This is a genomic window from Stenotrophomonas indicatrix (assembly GCA_041545745.1).
GTDB classification, from domain to species: Bacteria; Pseudomonadota; Gammaproteobacteria; order Xanthomonadales; family Xanthomonadaceae; genus Stenotrophomonas; species Stenotrophomonas indicatrix_A.
In genome coordinates this window covers 1,029,313-1,045,228 of record CP168152.1, presented here as the reverse complement: position 1 = coordinate 1,045,228, position 15,916 = coordinate 1,029,313, and the positions used below count along the sequence as shown (strand labels likewise).

The following is a 15,916-nucleotide window of genomic DNA, read 5'->3' as shown; positions in this document are numbered from 1 at the left end:
CGCGGCCGCCGGGCCCTCTCCCTTCCGTTCGGCACAGGCATGAAGACTCGGCTGCAGACATCGTTGGGACAGCAGCTGGTGCTTACGCCCCAGCTGCAGCAGGCGATCAAACTGCTGCAGATGTCCACGACCGAGCTGGAGCTGGAAATCGCCCAGGCGGTGGAGAGCAATCCGCTGCTGGACTGGTCCGACAGCAGCGACGAAGGCGCCGGTGTCGACAATGACGGCAGCAGCGACGACGCGGGCGGCGACAATGACGCCCCGCCTGACAACACTGAAAGCAGTGGCGACGACTGGGCGCCCGCCGAACTGGACTGGAGCAGTGGCGGCAGCGGCGGTAATTTCGATGATGACGACGACAACGGCAGTGCTGCCGAACGCGTCGCCGAAACCGAAACCCTGGCCGATCACCTGCTGTGGCAGCTGCACCTGACCCACCTGTCCAACCGCGACCGCAGCATCGGGGCGGCACTGATCGACTCGCTGGAAGACGATGGCTATCTGCGCGAGCCGCTCTCGGCCATCGCCGAAGCGCTGCTGCCGGCGATCCACGCCGGCGAAGACGAAATCCTGACCGTGCTGCACCAGATCCAGCGCTTCGACCCCGTTGGCGTGGCCGCACGCAGCCTTGGCGAATGCCTGCAACTGCAGCTGGACGTGCTTCCTGCCGATACCCCGTGCCTGGCCCTGGCCCGGCAGGTTGCTGCCGGCCCACTGGAACAATTGCCGCGCTCGGGCGTGACCGGCCTGGCCCAGCAGCTGAAACAGCCGCTGGTCGAGGTCGAGACCGCCGTGGCCCTGCTGCGCTCGCTGGACCCGCGCCCCGGCACCCAGATCGCCCCGCTGGCCCAGGACACCTACGTGGTGCCCGACGTGGTCGTATGGCGGCAGAATGGCATCTGGCGCGCTGCGTTGGCCGCCCATGCCGGCCCCAGGCTGGTGATCCACCGCGGTTACGAGCAGATGATCCGCCGCTGCGGTGACGCCGATGCCGGGTACCTGCGCGGCCAGCTGCAGGAGGCGCGCTGGCTGCTGAAGGGCCTGCAGGCGCGGGGCGAGACGCTGCTGCGGGTAGTGCGAAGCCTGATCCAGCAACAGGCCGGCTTCCTGGAATTCGGCGAACAGGCATTGCGCCCGCTGACCCTGCGCGAGATCGCCGGCGAACTGGGCCTGCACGAATCCACCGTGTCGCGCGCGATCGCCCGCAAGCACGTGCGTACGCCACGCGGCACCCTGCCGCTGCGCGCCTTCTTCGCCTCGGGCATCGACACCGACGGCGGTGGCGAAGCGTCCAGCACCGCCATCCAGGCCATGATCCGGCGCCTGATCGATGACGAGAACCCACGCAAGCCGCTTTCTGACGCCAAGCTGGCTGACCTGCTCAAAACATCGGGAATCCCAGTAGCGCGGCGTACCGTGGCGAAGTATCGTGAGGCCATGAACATCTCCGCCTCGCACGAAAGAGTCAGAATCGTTTGACGCGCCGCCGCGCCCGGCGGAGAGGTTCATTGGCACATCCGATCAAAGGAGAAACCCGATGCGCATCGAAACGTTTGGCAAAGATGTCGAAGTCACCCCGGCCCTGCAGTCCTATGTAGAGGAGAAGCTGGCCCGGATCGGCAAACACTTCGACCAGCACTGCGAAGCGCGGGTGACCCTCAAGCTGCAGAAGACTGAACACCACGTCGATGCCAGCCTCAATATTCCGGGTCAGACCCTGCACGCTGAAGCCAATGCGCAGACCATGTATGCGGCAATCGACCTGCTGGCGGACAAGCTTGACCGCCTGGTGATCAAGCACAAGGAGAAAAAACAGCAGCACGCACCGCTGCCGGTGGGCGACAATGGTGGCTGATCGCCACCGCTCCCCGCAGACATGCCCCTGACTGACCTCCTGGCGGCCGTGCAGACCCAGCTCTGCACGGCCACCGACCGCGACAGCGTCCTGCAGGCCGCGGCCGGATTGCTGGCCTGCCGCCAGGCCAACGCCGAACAGATCTATCTCAACCTGTGCCAGCGCGAAGCGTTGGGCAGTACCGCGATCGGCTACGGCATCGCCATCCCGCATGGTCGTGCGCCGACCCTGGATCGCCCCCGTGGCGCGCTGCTGCGTCTGCAGACCCCGGTCGATTTCGGTGGCGACGAGCCGGTGGACCTGGTGTTCGCCATGGCCGTTCCCGCCCACTACACCCATCAACACCTGATGCTGCTGTCCGAGCTGGCCGAGCTGTTTTCCGCGCCCTGCATCCGCCAGGCGCTGCGCGAAGCCGGCGACGCACGGGAGCTGCGCCAGGCCCTGGACCTGACCCCACCGGCGAGCGCCGCATGAATACCAGCATCACTGCCCGCGAACTGTTCGAACAGCAGCGTGAGCGGCTCGGCCTGCGTTGGGCAGCGGGCAAATCCGGCGAGAAGCGCGAGCTGGAGGCCGGCAATACGGTCTCGCGACGCCCTTCACTGGCCGGCTATCTCAATGCGATCTATCCCAACAAGGTACAGATCCTAGGTACCGAGGAACTGTCCTGGCTGGACGCGCTGGAACCACGCCAGCGCTGGGAGACCATCGAGAAAATCATGCAGTCGCACCCACTGGCGCTGGTGCTGACCCGCAACCAGCCGTGCCCGGAAGACCTGCGCGCGGCCGCCGATGAATCCGGCACGCCGCTGTGGCTGTCGCCCAAGCGCGGCCACGAACTGCTCAACCATCTGTCCTACCATCTGGCCCGGACGCTGGCGCCGCGGGTGATCCTGCATGGCGTGTTCATGGAGATCTATTCCATCGGCGTGCTGATCACCGGTGAAGCTGGATCGGGCAAGAGCGAGCTGGCCCTGGAACTGCTCAGCCGCGGCCACCGCCTGGTGGCCGACGACGCCCCCGAGTTCACCCAGATCGCCCCCGACGTGCTCGATGGCACCTGCCCGGAGCTGCTGCAGGACCTGCTGGAAGTGCGCGGCCTGGGCGTGCTGAACGTGCGCGAGATGTTTGGCGACACCGCTGTAAAGAAGAACAAGTACCTTCGGCTGATCGTCCACCTGACCAAGCCGATGACCGAGCCCACCCCCCATGGTTATGAGCGCCTGACCGGCGACTCGGGCACGCGGCACGTGCTGGACCTGGACGTGCCGCTGATCACCCTGCCGGTGATGCCCGGCCGCAACCTGGCCGTTCTGACCGAGGCGGCCACCCGCCTGCACATTCTGCGTACCAAGGGTATCGACCCGGCGGCGATGTTCATCGCCCGCCACAGCAACCTGCTGGAACGGCGAGCGCCCTGACCTCCCTGCCCTTCGAAGAGCCCGTCCATGAGCACCGTCAGTCCCACCGCCCCGACCCTGATCATCGTCAGCGGCCTGTCCGGCTCGGGTAAATCCGTCGCCCTGAAGACCTTCGAGGACCAGGACTACTACTGCTCGGACAACCTGCCGATCCAGCTGCTGCCGGATTTCGTGCGCAATGTGCTGAGCCACCACGACGGCGCGACATCGCGCCGGTTGGCGGTGGGCATTGATGTACGTGGGCAAAGCGACCTGACCCAGTTGTCCAGCTGGCGGCAGCTGGCTACCGATGCCGGAGTGGACGCCAAGGTGCTGTTTTTCGAGGCCAACGACGAAACGGTGCTCAAGCGCTATGCCGACACCCGTCGCCGGCACCCGCTGAGCCAGCTGGGCCTGTCGTTGCCGGAAGCGATCGCCCGCGAGCGCGAACTGATCGCGCCGCTGCGCCGCGAAGCCGATGCGGTGATCGATACCAGTGCGTTGAACGTGCATCAGCTGCGGCGCCGGATCATCACCGAATTCGCGATGGGCCATGCCACCCGCCTGTCGCTGCTGTTCGAATCATTCGCCTACAAGCGCGGCGTGCCGGCCGAGGCCGACTTCGTGTTCGACGCGCGCGTGCTGCCCAATCCGCACTGGGATCCGGAACTGCGCGCGCTGAGCGGTCGCGAACCCGGCGTGCGCGACTACCTGGAAGCGCAGCCGGATGTGCAGCGCTACCTGGCGCAGCTGATGGATTTCCTGGATACCTGGCTGCCCAAGCTGGGCGATGGCACCCGCAGCTATGTGACGGTGGCCTTCGGCTGTACCGGTGGCAAGCACCGCTCGGTGTTCCTGGCCGAACGACTGGCCCGCCATGCGCGTGAGATGGGCTGGGAAGACGTGGCGACGTACCACCGCGAGCAGGATTGAGGGGGGGTCGGCCGGGCTGCGCCCGGCACCCGCAGAAACCACGGCAACGTCAACGTCAAACGCCTGCATTTCGTGGGATGCGGGGCGGTGTGGGGCTGCAGGACGCGCCGTAAACCCGTCCCTGGGGGCTCGATGGCGCCATCCTTGGCGCCAACGGTCCTGCAGCCCCACACCGCCCCACCTCTGACAGATTTCCGCTGCTGTTGGTGGGTGTCGACCTTGGTCGACACGGTAGATCCACGCCATGCGTGGATGGATCTCTGTCAGGCATCGAAAAACGGATGGGGTCGGAGCCCTTTTTCAACGAAAAAGGGCTCCGACCCGAGCAACACTGAATACGGGACACAGTGCCCCTCTCCTGCTGCTATCGCCAATTCACCTTGACCTGTTAACGTGCAGTAATGACCTGTGGCATTCTCCTCGTAACACATCCTGGGGTCGGGATCGCCCTGCTCGACGTGGCGACCCGGCTTCTGCGGCAGTTGCCGTTGAAAACCGAAGCTTTCGAAGTACCGTTCGACGCAGACCTGGATGCTCTGCTCCCGCCCGCCTCGGCCGCTCTGCGGCGGGTCGATGGGGGTGAGGGCGTACTGATCCTGACCGACCTGTACGGCGCCAGCCCTGCCAACCTTGCCGGGCAGCTGGCCCGGTTGGGAACCCCGGTTCGCCGGGTGTCGGCGCTGAGTCTGCCGATGTTGCTGCGGGTGATGAATTATCCGGAACAGGGACTGGATCAACTGCCTGCCACTGCGGCGGCGGGCACCCGTAATGGAGCGATAGTCGACGATGCTTGAACGAGAACTCACTGTGAGCAACCGCCTGGGCCTGCATGCCCGGGCCACCGCCAAGCTGGTGCAGACCCTGGCGCCGTTCCGCTGCAACGTGACCATGGCCGCCAAGGGCCGTGAGATCAACGCCAAGAGCATCATGGGCGTAATGCTGCTGGCGGCAGGGCAAGGCACACCGGTCACCATCCGCATCAACGGCGAAGACGAAGTCGCGGCGATGGACGCGGTGGTCGACCTGTTCGAGCGCCGCTTCGACGAGGACAACTGAGCGTGCCGCGCGCGCGCGCCGGCCAAGCCCCCACCGGCCAACGGCCGGTACAGCTGCTGGCCGGACACGGCGCCGCCCGCGGTACGGCAATGGGCCGCGCCCGCGTGCGCCTGCCGCATGCACTGGAAGTAGCCGAACAGCGCGTCACCCCTTCCCAGATTGAATCCGAGCTGGCGCGCCTGCACCGCGCCGTGGACGCGGCGCGCACGGAAATGCACGAGCTGCGACAGCGCCTGCATGGTGCGCTGAACCAGGAAGTGGGCGAGTTCCTCGACCTGCATGCACTGCTGCTGGACGATCCCGAACTGCTGTTCGGCCTGGACGAACTGATCCGCAGTGGTCCCTACAGTGCCGGCTATGCATTGCGCCTGCAGCGCGACCGCTTGGCCAAAGTCTTCGATGGCATGGACGATGCCTACCTGAAGAGCCGCATGGACGACCTCGACCATGTGATCGGGCGCATCCATGCCTTCCTGCAGCCCGAGCGCCCGGCAGCGGTAAAGGGCTTGGCCGGCGAAATCCTGGTCTGCGACAACATCGCCCCTTCCGAGCTGGCCCAGCTGCAATCGCACGGTGTGGTCGGCATCGTCACCAGCGCGGGCAGCGCGCTTTCGCATAGTGCGATCCTCGCCCGCAGCCTGCACCTGCCGTTGATCGTCAACGTGCCGCAGCTGCTGAGCAAGGTGATCGACGGCGATGTGCTGATCATCGATGGCGCCGACGGCAGCATCACCGTCAACCCGCAGGCCGACAACCTGCGTGACTACCGCGCACGCCTGAAGGAGCACGCGCGCGAGCAGCGCGAGCTCGGCCGCCTGCGCAGCAAGCCCAGCCGTACCCGCGACCAGGTCGACATCGCCCTGCTGGCCAACGCCGAATCGCTGGAAGATGTGACCCAGGCGCATGCGCTGGGCGCCCACGGCCTGGGCCTGTACCGCACCGAATTCCTGTTCCTGCAGCGCAACGAACTGCCGGACGAAGAAGAGCAGTTCCAGACCTACCGCGATGCGGCACTGGGCATGAGTGGCCGCCCGGTGACCATCCGCACCCTCGACCTGGGTGCAGACAAGGCCGACCGCACCGGCCTGACCCTGAGCAACGAGGAAAACCCGGCGTTGGGTCTGCGCGGCGTGCGCCTGTCGCTGGCCCGGCCCAAGGTGGCCGACACCCAGATGCGCGCGATCCTGCGGGCCTCGGCCTACGGCAAGCTGCGCGTGCTGGTGCCCATGGTCAGCACCCGCGACGAACTGCTGGCGGTACGCCGGCGCATGCTGAAGCTGGGCGAGCAGCTGCGCGCCGAGGGCCACATGGTGGCCGAGCATGTACCGCTGGGTGCGATGATCGAAGTACCCGCCGCCGCGCTGGCGCTGGAGAGTTTCATCGACCTGGTCGACTTCCTGTCGATTGGCACCAATGATCTGGTGCAGTACCTGCTGGCCGCCGACCGCAACAACGAAGCACTGGGCGAACTGTATTCGCCGCTGCACCCGGCCGTGTTGCGCCTGCTGCAGATGGTGATCGAAACCGGCGCGCGCCATCGCATTCCGGTGGCGGTCTGCGGCGAAATCGCGGGCGACGCACGGATGACCCCGCTGCTGCTGGCGCTGGGCCTGACCGAGTTCAGCCTGCACCCGGGCACCCTGCTGGAAGTACGCCGGGCGGTGCGTGATGCCGACCTGGGTGCCCTGCGCGCCCGCGCACCGAAGCTGCTCGGCATGCGTGACCGCCGCGGCATCGAGCGCTGGCTGGCGTTGGTGGCGGACGCGTCCTGACGCGTCGCGCACGTGGGGGTCAGATCCCTTTTCCTGCGGAAAAGGGATCTGACCCCGCACCCGGTGGCCGCAGGCCGCCGGGGTATGCGCTGAAACATCCCCTTGCGATAATGACGCGCTGAACACCCCTGTTGCCGCATCCTTGCAAGGATCGCGGCTTTTCTTATCCCGCGGGAGCTGCGATGGCTGAGGCTGTACGCCACGACAAGACTGCGCGCCAGTTGCGGATGCTGTCCGATGCACTGGACAGCGGTCGGCTGGGACCGGTACGCCGTCTGGTCAATACCCTGGCACCGGCCGAGATCGGCAACCTGCTCGAATCGCTGCCACCGGGCAAACGCGAGATCGTCTGGGGCCTGGTCGATCCGGAAGACGACGGCGAGGTACTGGTCCACGTCGGCGACGACGTGCGCGAGAGCCTGCTCGCGGACATGGACCCGGACGAGATCATCGCCGCGGTCGAAGACCTGGACATCGACGATCTGGCCGACCTGGTCGAAGACCTGCCGGACACGGTCATCGACGAAGTGCTCAAGTCGATGGACCGCGAGAACCGCGAGCGCCTGGAGCAGGTGCTGTCCTACCCCGAGGACAGCGCCGGCCGCCTGATGAACCCGGACGTGGTGACGGTGCGCGCCGACGTCAACGTCGACGTGGTGCTGCGCTACCTGCGCCTGCGCGGCGAACTGCCCGACCACACCGATCACCTGTTCGTGGTCAGCCGCCGCCATCAGTACCTGGGACGCGTGTCATTGGCCTCGCTGGTAACCCACGAAGACACCACGCCGATCAACCGCCTGATCGACGATGAGCAGCCTGCCATCGATGTTGGCGAGAGCGACCAGGAAGTGGCGCGGCAGTTCTCCGACCATGACTGGATCTCCGCGCCGGTGGTGGATGACAACAACATCCTGATCGGCCGCATCACCATCGATGACGTGGTCGACATCATCCGTGGCCAGGCCGAGCACCAGGCGCTGGGCGCCGCCGGCCTGGACGAGGATGAGGATCTGTTCAGCCCGGTCTGGCGCGCAATGCGGCGCCGCCTGATGTGGCTGTCGGTAAACCTGTGCACGGCCTTCCTGGCGTCCAGCGTAGTCGGCCACTTCGAAGGCACCATCGACAAGCTGGTCGCACTGGCCGTGCTGATGCCGATCGTCGCCGGGCTCGGCGGCAACGCCGGCACCCAGGTGCTGGCGCTGATGGTGCGCGGTCTGGCGCTCGGCCAGGTCGGCAGTTCCAACGCACGCACGCTGCTGTGGAAAGAAGTGCGGGTCGCGCTGCTCAATGGCGTGGTGCTCGGCTCGGTACTGGGCCTGATCGTACTCGCCTGGTTCCACTCGCCCGGGCTCTCGGCCGTGATCGCCATCGCGCTGACCTGCAACCTGTTGTTCGCGGCACTGGCCGGCGTGCTGGTGCCCCTGGGCCTGAAGCGCTTCGGCTTCGATCCGGCGCTGGCCAGCGGCATCTTCCTGACCGCGGTGACCGACTCGATGGGCTTCTTCACTTTCCTCGGCCTGGCCACCATGGTCCTGCTGCACTGACTGGAACTGCCATGGCAACGACAATCGAAAACTACTTTGCGCCGGGTTGGCGCGACCAGCCTCACACCTGTGCCGCCTGCGAGTGGAAAGGCAGTTCGCGGGCAATGGTGATGGAACTGGACGAGGACGCCACCGAGTATGTGTGCCCGGTGTGCGAGAACCCATTGCTGGTGGTGCTGCACCCGGACATGGCGCAGGTGCAGGCCGCGGCCGCAGGCGGCAATGCCGAAGCACAGGAGCAGCTGCAGATCATCGCCAGCTTCCCGCGCCCGCAGTGATGCGGCGCACGATGCCGGGCCGGTCGCAGCGCACTACCATCGAGGCGACATCGCCCTCATGGGAATCGCCATGCTTCGATCGTTCTTGCGCTGGCTGCCACTGCTGGCTCTGCTGATGATGGCCGGGTGCGCCAGTACGCCGCCGGGCGCGCGCGGCCACTTCGAGGCACGTGCGGTGAAGGTGGACGGCGAAACCGCCTACTACCAGGTGTTCATTCCAGCCAAAGCCGCACGCGCGTCTGGGCCGCTGCCGGTGGTGCTGTTCCTGCACGGCTCCGGCGAGCGCGGCGGCGATGGCGTGAAACAGACCCACGCGGGCCTGGGCCCGTACCTGCGCCGACACGCCGGCGACTTCCCCGCGCTGGCGGTGTTTCCGCAGGCACCCGGCCGTGAAGAATGGAGCGGCCGCAACAACCGTGTGGCGATAGCGGCACTGGACGCCACGATTGCCGAATTCGGCGCCGACCCTGCAAGGCAGTACCTGACCGGGATGTCGATGGGCGGCTACGGCAGCTGGAACATCGCCCTGGATGACCCGAAGCGCTTTGCCGCGATCGTGCCGGTCTGCGGCGCGGTGCTGGCCCCGCGTGCGGTGCGCCCTACCCTGCTCGTGGAGCAGGTGGCGCGTGAGACCGATCCCTACACGGTGATCGCCCAGCGCCTGCAACGCACCCCGATCTGGATCTTCCACGGCGCGCTGGATGATGTGGTGCCGCCGGATGACGACCGCCGGCTGCATGCCGCGTTCCAGACCGCCGACGCGCGTGACGCACGCTATACCGAATACCCCGACGGCAACCACAACGCCTGGGATGCCACCTACGCCGATGCGGCGATGTGGGCGTGGCTGTTCAAGCAGAAGCGCTGAGCGCTTGCTCCGGTAGAGGCCAACCTTGGTTGGCCCCATTCTGGTAGATGCCATCCTTGGTTGGCACTAGCCTACCCAAGATCAAGCCATTCCCCGATGTCCGTCGCAAGCATGTCCGCCCAAGCTTGCGCCATGCAAAACGTCCGCCTCCTGCTCGGCCGCCGCTCCAGCATCAGCCTCAGCTACATCCTCACTACCGTCGTGGATCGCCGCGCGCCCCTGTTCGCCAACGCCGCCGCCGCAGCCCTGGCAATCCAGGAATTCCAGAGGCTGGATCAGGAAGGCTTCACCCGCTCGATCGCCTACGTGGTCATGCCTGATCACATTCACTGGCTGGTCGAACTGCGTGCGGGAACACTGGAAACCGTCATGAAGCGCTTCAAATCGCGCACGGCGCAGCAGGCAAACCGATTGTTGGGAAGGGGCGGGCGCTTCTGGCAGGCCTGCTACCACGATCATGCGATCCGCTCGGACGAATCGTTGTACCGGCATGCGATGTATCTGATGGGCAATCCGATCCGGGCGGGTCTGACGACGCAGTTGGGGCAGTATCGGCACGCATGGTGCGAGTGGGAGCTCGAGGCCTTGGGTGATCGGCCGGAGGCGTTCAGCACGGACGGATAGTGCCAACCAAGGTTGGCATCTACCAAAGCAGTGCATGTTGCCAACCGAAGTCGGCACCCACCCAATCGGGACCCGGGGCAATCAACCCAGCAGGGTTTCCAGCACGGCCATGCGTACGGCAACGCCGTTGGCGACCTGGCGCAGCACCCACGACTGCGGGCCGTCGGCCACGTCGTCGGTCACTTCCACGCCGCGGTTGATCGGGCCTGGGTGCAGCACGGCGGCATCCTTGCCGGCGCGGGCCAGGCGTGCGGTGTTCAGGCCGTACTGCGCGTGGTACTGCTCCAGCGACGGCACCAGCCCTTCTTCCATGCGCTCGCGCTGCAGGCGCAGCATCATCAGCGCGTCAACGCCTTCCAGCATCGCGTCGAAATCATCACCCACCACGCAGCCCTTCAGGGTGTCGTCGTCCGGCAGCAGCGACTGCGGGCCGCACACGCGGATCTCGCCCACGCCCAGCGTGCGCAGCGCATGCAGGTCGGTGCGGGCCACGCGCGAGTGCTTGACGTCGCCGACGATCACCACCTTCATCTTCGAGAAGTCCGGGCCCTTGGCCTGGCGCAGGGTCAGCATGTCCAGCAGGCCCTGGGTCGGGTGTGAGCTGCGACCGTCGCCGGCGTTGACCAGCGCGGTGCCCTCGCCCGCCACGGCAGCCAGCGCCGCCACGGCGCCGTCGTCCGGGTGGCGCACGACGAAACCACGCACGCCCATCGCTTCCAGGTTCTTCAGTGTGTCGCAGGCAGTTTCGCCCTTGCGCGTTGACGAAGTGGAGGCGTCGAAGTTCAGCACGTCCGCACCCAACCGCTGCGCCGCCAGATGGAACGAGCTGCGGGTACGGGTGGAGGGTTCGAAGAACAACGTGCACACCGCCGATCCGCCCAGCACGTGGCGCTTGTTGCCGACACGACCGACCGCGGCATCGCGGATCTGGCCGGCGCGGTCGAGCAATTGCAGCAGGGTGTCGCGGGGCAGACCTTCAAGCGTCAACAGGTGGCGCAGGCGGCCGGAGTCATCGAGTTGCTGGGCGGTCATGGCGGGGTTCGTATCGTCAGGGAATGGGAATGGCGTCGTCCGGCGACGACAACCAGCGGTCGATGATCACCGCCGCAGCCACGGCATCGAGGGCGGCCGCATCGCGGCGACGCTTGCGCCCTTCGGCGCGCTCGACGGCGAAGCGGCGGGCGGCCTCGACCGAGCTGGAACGCTCGTCGATCATCACCACCGGCAGTTTGAAACGTTCCCGCAGCTGGCGGGCAAAGCCCTGCGCGCGCTTGCGGTTGGGCTGGTCCTGGCCGTCCAGGGTCAGCGGATCGCCAACCACCAGGCCATCGGGCTTCCATTCCTTGAGCAGGCGTTCGATCGCCGCCCAGTCGGGACCATTGCCGTGCACATCGACCACGGCCACCGCGCGCGCATGCGCGGCGAACGCACTGCCGATCGCTACACCGATGCGGCGCGAGCCGACGTCGAAGCCGAGCACGGTGCCATCGCGGCGGATGAGGGCCGGTTCAGACATGGCCGCTGTAATCGGTCAGCCGGAACAGATCAACGCCAATGCGCGAGGCGGCACCCTGCCAGCGCTGTTCCAGCGGCAGCTGGAACACCAGTTCGGCGTCGGCCGGCACGGTCAGCCAGCTGTTCTCGGACAGTTCGCTTTCCAGCTGGCCGGCACTCCAGCCCGCGCAGCCCAGGGTGACCACGGCGTTGGCCGGGCCTTCGCCGCGCGCCATCGCCTCGAGGATGTCACGCGAGGTGGTCAGGTACAGGCCGTCACCGACGACCAGGCTGGAATCCCACGCGCGCGCGTCGTCATGGATGACGAAGCCACGCTCGGGATGCACCGGCCCGCCATTGAGCACCGGACGCGCCTGCAGGACGCCATCGCCGGTAGCGATATCCATCTGCGCCAGCACTTCGCCCAGGGTGTACTCGGAAGGCTGGTTGACCAGCACCCCCATTGCCCCGTTCTCGTCGTGCTGGCAGATCAGCGCGACGGTGCGGGCGAAGGTGGCGTCGATCAGCGACGGCAGCGCCACGAGCAGGTGATTGGCGAGGGAAGTCGGCGTTACTGGCATGGGCGTCATTCTAACCGCTGCGGCCGGATGCGGGCGCGAAGGGATGGGCTAGGATGGTGCGATTCCATGGAGGATTGAGCGATGCAACAGGATGCTCCGCTGCCCTGGTCGACCCGCAGCATGATCGTACTGATCGCGCTGCTGCAGGGTCTGGCCTTGTACGCCGCACAGGAACTGGCGCCGCACTGGCCCTTCCACGATCTGGCCTACCGTTACAGCTGGAACGCCTGGGTACTGACTGTACCGTCGGCCATCGCCCTGACCCTGGGCCACCTGCGTGACCGGCGCCTGTGGCTGCACGCCCTGCTGGCCTCGCTGCTGGTGATCGCGCTGGCCGCATGGGTTGGCTGGAATCTTGCCGGCGTCGAAAACATCTGGGTTGCTTCCCTGCGCGATCCGCTGTCGATCAGCCTGGCCATCGCCGCCTTTGTGCTGTTGCCATGGTGGCAGTTCCGTCTGCAGCACGGGCATTGGCGCGCGGACTACCCGGCGCTGTTCGAGCGGGCGTGGCAGAACGGGCTGATCCTGTTGGTCGCGGCGTTGTTCACCGGCCTGGCCTGGATGCTGTTGTGGCTGTGGGCGGCGCTGTTCTCGGTCGTGAAAGTGGACTTCTTCCATCATCTGTTCAGGGAGCGCGCATTCGTCGCCCTGGCGACCGGTACCCTGGCCGGGTTCGGCGTGCTGATCGGCCGTACCCAGCATCACGCCATCCAGATCATCCGCCAGGTGTTGTTCGCACTTTGCCGCGGGCTGCTGCCGCTGCTTTCGTTCATTGCGGTGCTGTTCGTGATTTCACTGCCGCTGACGGGCCTGGCCTCTCCAGGTGGCTATCGCTCGCAGGCGCAGGAGCTGCTGACTCTGGCAGTGCTGCTGGTATGCATGGTCAACGCGGTCTACCAGCGCAGCGGCATCGACCGCCCCTACCCGGCGATGCTGCGCCGGGTGGTCGAGGCCAGTCTGCTGGTGCTGCCGGTGTACACAGGCGTGGCGCTGTACTCGCTGGCGCTGCGCATCGGCCAGTATGGCTGGACCATCGAGCGCTTCTGGGGCGTGGGTGTTGGCGTGCTCACCGCCGGTTATGCCGCAGGCTATGCGCTGGCGGTGGTGCGCCGGAACGAGCGCTGGTTGCAGGGCATCGAACCGGTGAACCGGGTGATGTGCTGGGCCGTGCTGGCCTTGGCCGTGCTGGGTAATACGCCGCTGTTGGATCCAGCACGCATCGCCGCCCGCAGCCTGGCCGAACGTGTGCGTGCCGATCCCTCCACACTGACGGTCAATGACAGCCGCCAGCTGCGGCAGTACAACGGGCGCCCCGGCGTGGATGCGCTGCGCGCGCTGCAGCAGGACCCAGTCATCCAGGCCAACCGGCGCGCAACGGCGATCATCGCCCAGCAGATGAAGGGGGAACGCGGCGCCAGCTATACCCTGGAGGACTACGTGGAGGCGGGTGTCTACGACCTGCCGACGCTGAAGCAGCGCATCACCCTGGCCAAGGGCAGCGCATCGCCACCGGACACCTGGTGGACGAGCGTGCTGGAGCATATGAATGCAAGCGACTGCGTGAAGGAAGACAACGGCTGCATCGCCCTGCAGCGCGATCTGGATGGCGATGGCCAGCAGGAGGTGCTGCTGTGCAAGGAGGGCCGCAGCCGGGGGCCGGAGTGCGCGCTGCATGTCTGGCAGGACGCCCAGTGGCGGGAGGCGGCCGAGGTAAACTTCCGCGAAGACGATGGCAAGGCGGCGGACCAGGCGCTTCGCGACGGCCAGCTACGCATCGCGCCCAGCCGTTGGCCCGATCTTTCGCTGGGCGACCAACCGGCTGACATCCACCACTCCCATGACTACGGCAGGATGAAGGACAAGCAATGAGCGGATACTGCCGCATCGCCCCGGGCCACCCGGTACACGAGTACTACCATGCCAACGAATATGGTTTCCCGCAGCGCGACGAGCGCGAACTGTTCGAGCGCCTGCTGCTGGAGATCAACCAGGCCGGCCTGAGCTGGGAAACCATCCTGAAGAAGCGTGAGGGATTCCGCGCGGCCTATGACGCCTTCGACGTCGATCGCGTCGCCGCCTATGCCGAGCAGGACATCGAGCGCCTGCTGTCGGACCCCGGCATCATCCGCAACCGATTGAAGGTGCTGGCGGCGATCCACAACGCGCAGGTGATCCAGCAGCTGCGCCAGAGCCACGGCAGCTTCGCCGCGTGGCTGGACGTGCACCACCCTCGCAGCAAAGCCGACTGGGTGAAGCTGTTCAAGAAGACGTTCCGCTTCACCGGCGGCGAGATCACCGGCGAGTTCCTGATGAGCCTGGGCTACCTGCCGGGCGCGCACGCCGAGGACTGCCCGGTGCACGCCAAGCTGCTGAAGCTGGCGCCGCCGTGGGTGCAGGCATCCGCTGGGTAGTGCCGGTCGCTGGCCGGCAGACCTTCGGAGAACGCTAAGGGTGATCGTGTTGCCGGCCAGCGGCCGGCATTACCTTTATCTGTCAGACGCCCATGTAACGGCCCGGGCGGTGGTTGAACATCAGCACCAGGCTGAGCACCACCGCACCGATGGCCGAGTACATCACCTTCGACGGCGACAGCACGAAGAACGCGGCCACCATCAGGCACGCATCGAAGGACATCTGCACCTTGCCGGCACTCCAGCCACGGGTGCGCTGCAGGTACACCGCTAGGATGCCGATGCCGCCGAGGCTGGCGCGGTGGCGGATGAAGAACAGGATGCCCAGGCCGGACAGCGCGCCACCGACCAGCGCCGAGTACAACGGCGCGATATGCGAGAAGTCGGCCCAGCGCGGCAGGATGTCGGTCAGCAGACCGCAGGCGGTGACCGCCGCGAACGTCTTCAGGGTGAATTCCCAGCCCATGCGGCGCACCGCCACCCAGTAGAACGGCAGGTTGACCAGCACGAACACCAGGCCGAAGTTCCAGCCCATCGTGTAATGCAGCAGGAACGCCATGCCGGCCATGCCACCAATCATCAGCCCGCTCTTGGCGAAGATCGCCAGGCCCAGTGACGCCACCAGCATCGCCAGCACCATGCCCTGCGCGTCTTCGGCGACCGAGTGGCGCAGTGCCTTCTCGTCGGCGGGGGTACCGGCAACATCGGGCGGCGGGGTCAGCGGGCCAGCGGTGACCAGGTGGCCGTCAGCGTCGTCGCACGGCGCCGGGCCATGGGATTGGAGGGACATACAGATGGGGGCACTACGGGTGGGGAGCGGTATTAGACACGATCTGCATGACAGTTGCAGATGAAATCGTTCAGTTGGGGATGCCGGCGAACGGCGCAGCCCCTCGTGGCTGGGCGGCGTAATGCAATTCAGTGGCTTGGCCGGGCGGGGTGAGGCTGCGGGGGACGCCGTGAATCCATCCCTGGAGGCTTGTCCGCGGCATCCATGCCGCGGACACCCCCGCAGCCTCACCCCGCCCGGCCTTGGATAGGTTCCGTGCGCGTCCAGCCATGTAAAGAGATAAAAAAGCAAAAGCGGGTCGCTGCGCTCG

Annotated in this window: 18 protein-coding genes; 14 read left to right on the top strand and 4 right to left on the bottom strand. The window is 66.6% G+C overall.

Translation table 11 applies throughout. The features are described 5' to 3' along the window. The first annotated feature begins 39 nt into the window (after window positions 1-39). The 12 genes from ACEF39_RS04800 to ACEF39_RS04745 all read left to right on the top strand — a co-directional run bounded on the left by ACEF39_RS04800 (window position 40) and on the right by ACEF39_RS04745 (window position 10,330). Window positions 40-1,479: an RNA polymerase factor sigma-54 gene (locus ACEF39_RS04800; RefSeq protein ID WP_500287126.1), complete on the top strand. Its 1,440-nt coding sequence runs from the start codon at window positions 40-42 to the stop codon at window positions 1,477-1,479. Window positions 1,480-1,537: 58 nt separating this feature from the next. Next, complete coding sequence (hpf, locus tag ACEF39_RS04795) at window positions 1,538-1,855, top strand: ribosome hibernation-promoting factor, HPF/YfiA family (protein WP_004147311.1); 318 nt, start codon at window positions 1,538-1,540, stop codon at window positions 1,853-1,855. A gap of 21 nt (window positions 1,856-1,876) precedes the next feature. Further along, complete coding sequence (locus tag ACEF39_RS04790; protein WP_032977285.1) at window positions 1,877-2,329, top strand: PTS sugar transporter subunit IIA; 453 nt, start codon at window positions 1,877-1,879, stop codon at window positions 2,327-2,329. Beyond that, a complete protein-coding gene (hprK, locus tag ACEF39_RS04785; RefSeq protein ID WP_500287125.1) occupies window positions 2,326-3,276 on the top strand; it encodes an HPr(Ser) kinase/phosphatase in 951 nt (316 codons plus the stop codon). The genes ACEF39_RS04790 and hprK overlap by 4 nt, the downstream gene beginning before the upstream one ends. 27 nt (window positions 3,277-3,303) lie before the next feature. Continuing rightward, on the top strand, window positions 3,304-4,188 hold the full coding sequence (gene rapZ, locus ACEF39_RS04780) for an RNase adapter RapZ (RefSeq protein ID WP_500287124.1): 885 nt from the start codon (window positions 3,304-3,306) through the stop codon (window positions 4,186-4,188). Window positions 4,189-4,589: 401 nt separating this feature from the next. Next, window positions 4,590-4,982, top strand: a complete 393-nt coding sequence (locus tag ACEF39_RS04775; protein ID WP_500287123.1) for a PTS sugar transporter subunit IIA — start codon at window positions 4,590-4,592, stop codon at window positions 4,980-4,982. After that, window positions 4,975-5,244 carry an HPr family phosphocarrier protein gene (locus ACEF39_RS04770; RefSeq protein ID WP_025874024.1) on the top strand — a complete coding sequence of 90 codons (270 nt, stop codon included), beginning with the start codon at window positions 4,975-4,977 and terminating at the stop codon, window positions 5,242-5,244. The genes ACEF39_RS04775 and ACEF39_RS04770 overlap by 8 nt, the downstream gene beginning before the upstream one ends. 2 nt (window positions 5,245-5,246) lie before the next feature. Further along, complete coding sequence (gene ptsP / locus ACEF39_RS04765) at window positions 5,247-7,016, top strand: phosphoenolpyruvate--protein phosphotransferase (RefSeq protein ID WP_500287122.1); 1,770 nt, start codon at window positions 5,247-5,249, stop codon at window positions 7,014-7,016. Window positions 7,017-7,198: 182 nt separating this feature from the next. Further along, window positions 7,199-8,560, top strand: a complete 1,362-nt coding sequence (mgtE, locus tag ACEF39_RS04760) for a magnesium transporter (RefSeq protein WP_025874026.1) — start codon at window positions 7,199-7,201, stop codon at window positions 8,558-8,560. Between the two features lie 11 nt (window positions 8,561-8,571). Continuing rightward, the gene (locus ACEF39_RS04755; RefSeq protein WP_089239293.1) at window positions 8,572-8,838 is read left to right on the top strand and encodes a hypothetical protein; all 267 of its coding nucleotides are present in this window, start codon (window positions 8,572-8,574) and stop codon (window positions 8,836-8,838) included. A 70-nt stretch (window positions 8,839-8,908) separates the two neighbouring features. Further along, window positions 8,909-9,706 carry a carboxylesterase family protein gene (locus ACEF39_RS04750; RefSeq protein ID WP_500287121.1) on the top strand — a complete coding sequence of 266 codons (798 nt, stop codon included), beginning with the start codon at window positions 8,909-8,911 and terminating at the stop codon, window positions 9,704-9,706. A 132-nt stretch (window positions 9,707-9,838) separates the two neighbouring features. After that, on the top strand, window positions 9,839-10,330 hold the full coding sequence (locus tag ACEF39_RS04745; RefSeq protein WP_500287120.1) for an REP-associated tyrosine transposase: 492 nt from the start codon (window positions 9,839-9,841) through the stop codon (window positions 10,328-10,330). 81 nt (window positions 10,331-10,411) lie between these two features. On the opposite strand, the gene ACEF39_RS04740 is transcribed toward ACEF39_RS04745, so the two are convergent. Genes ACEF39_RS04740 through ACEF39_RS04730 form a run of 3 tightly spaced genes read right to left on the bottom strand, consistent with a single transcriptional unit; the run spans window position 10,412 to window position 12,405 of the window. Continuing rightward, the gene (locus tag ACEF39_RS04740) at window positions 10,412-11,362 is read right to left on the bottom strand and encodes an aspartate carbamoyltransferase catalytic subunit (RefSeq protein ID WP_500287119.1); all 951 of its coding nucleotides are present in this window, start codon (window positions 11,360-11,362) and stop codon (window positions 10,412-10,414) included. Between the two features lie 16 nt (window positions 11,363-11,378). Continuing rightward, window positions 11,379-11,846 carry a Holliday junction resolvase RuvX gene (gene ruvX / locus ACEF39_RS04735; RefSeq protein WP_025874031.1) on the bottom strand — a complete coding sequence of 156 codons (468 nt, stop codon included), beginning with the start codon at window positions 11,844-11,846 and terminating at the stop codon, window positions 11,379-11,381. Then, window positions 11,839-12,405, bottom strand: coding sequence for a YqgE/AlgH family protein (locus ACEF39_RS04730; RefSeq protein ID WP_025874032.1), 567 nt, complete (start codon window positions 12,403-12,405; stop codon window positions 11,839-11,841). The genes ruvX and ACEF39_RS04730 overlap by 8 nt, the downstream gene beginning before the upstream one ends. Before the next feature lie 81 nt (window positions 12,406-12,486). Here ACEF39_RS04730 and ACEF39_RS04725 point away from each other — a divergent pair, with 81 nt between their 5' ends. Both ACEF39_RS04725 and ACEF39_RS04720 read left to right on the top strand, forming a co-directional pair. Then, window positions 12,487-14,274 (top strand): DUF4153 domain-containing protein, encoded by a 1,788-nt coding sequence (locus ACEF39_RS04725; protein WP_500287118.1) that lies wholly within the window; start codon window positions 12,487-12,489, stop codon window positions 14,272-14,274. Continuing rightward, a complete protein-coding gene (locus ACEF39_RS04720; RefSeq protein ID WP_500287117.1) occupies window positions 14,271-14,816 on the top strand; it encodes a DNA-3-methyladenine glycosylase I in 546 nt (181 codons plus the stop codon). Before ACEF39_RS04725 ends, ACEF39_RS04720 begins: the two co-directional genes overlap by 4 nt. 82 nt (window positions 14,817-14,898) lie before the next feature. Here the strand turns inward: ACEF39_RS04720 and ACEF39_RS04715 are convergent, their stop codons facing one another. Then, window positions 14,899-15,606, bottom strand: coding sequence for a YitT family protein (locus ACEF39_RS04715; protein ID WP_165780962.1), 708 nt, complete (start codon window positions 15,604-15,606; stop codon window positions 14,899-14,901). Between the last annotated feature and the right edge of the window lie 310 nt (window positions 15,607-15,916).

Excerpts from the sequence above, each read along its gene's own strand:
- ruvX (WP_025874031.1), bottom strand. The coding sequence starts at position 11,846 with ATGTCTGAACCGGCCCTCATCCGCCGCGATGGCACCGTGCTCGGCTTC.
- ACEF39_RS04725 (WP_500287118.1), top strand. The coding sequence starts at position 12,487 with ATGCAACAGGATGCTCCGCTGCCCTGGTCGACCCGCAGCATGATCGTA.
- ACEF39_RS04775 (WP_500287123.1), top strand. The coding sequence starts at position 4,590 with ATGACCTGTGGCATTCTCCTCGTAACACATCCTGGGGTCGGGATCGCC.
- ACEF39_RS04745 (WP_500287120.1), top strand. The coding sequence starts at position 9,839 with ATGCAAAACGTCCGCCTCCTGCTCGGCCGCCGCTCCAGCATCAGCCTC.
- ACEF39_RS04755 (WP_089239293.1), top strand. The coding sequence starts at position 8,572 with ATGGCAACGACAATCGAAAACTACTTTGCGCCGGGTTGGCGCGACCAG.
- ACEF39_RS04730 (WP_025874032.1), bottom strand. The coding sequence starts at position 12,405 with ATGCCAGTAACGCCGACTTCCCTCGCCAATCACCTGCTCGTGGCGCTG.
- ACEF39_RS04740 (WP_500287119.1), bottom strand. The coding sequence starts at position 11,362 with ATGACCGCCCAGCAACTCGATGACTCCGGCCGCCTGCGCCACCTGTTG.
- hprK (WP_500287125.1), top strand. The coding sequence starts at position 2,326 with ATGAATACCAGCATCACTGCCCGCGAACTGTTCGAACAGCAGCGTGAG.
- ACEF39_RS04800 (WP_500287126.1), top strand. The coding sequence starts at position 40 with ATGAAGACTCGGCTGCAGACATCGTTGGGACAGCAGCTGGTGCTTACG.
- ACEF39_RS04720 (WP_500287117.1), top strand. The coding sequence starts at position 14,271 with ATGAGCGGATACTGCCGCATCGCCCCGGGCCACCCGGTACACGAGTAC.
- ACEF39_RS04715 (WP_165780962.1), bottom strand. The coding sequence starts at position 15,606 with ATGTCCCTCCAATCCCATGGCCCGGCGCCGTGCGACGACGCTGACGGC.
- ACEF39_RS04770 (WP_025874024.1), top strand. The coding sequence starts at position 4,975 with ATGCTTGAACGAGAACTCACTGTGAGCAACCGCCTGGGCCTGCATGCC.
- rapZ (WP_500287124.1), top strand. The coding sequence starts at position 3,304 with ATGAGCACCGTCAGTCCCACCGCCCCGACCCTGATCATCGTCAGCGGC.
- ACEF39_RS04790 (WP_032977285.1), top strand. The coding sequence starts at position 1,877 with ATGCCCCTGACTGACCTCCTGGCGGCCGTGCAGACCCAGCTCTGCACG.
- hpf (WP_004147311.1), top strand. The coding sequence starts at position 1,538 with ATGCGCATCGAAACGTTTGGCAAAGATGTCGAAGTCACCCCGGCCCTG.
- mgtE (WP_025874026.1), top strand. The coding sequence starts at position 7,199 with ATGGCTGAGGCTGTACGCCACGACAAGACTGCGCGCCAGTTGCGGATG.
- ACEF39_RS04750 (WP_500287121.1), top strand. The coding sequence starts at position 8,909 with ATGCTTCGATCGTTCTTGCGCTGGCTGCCACTGCTGGCTCTGCTGATG.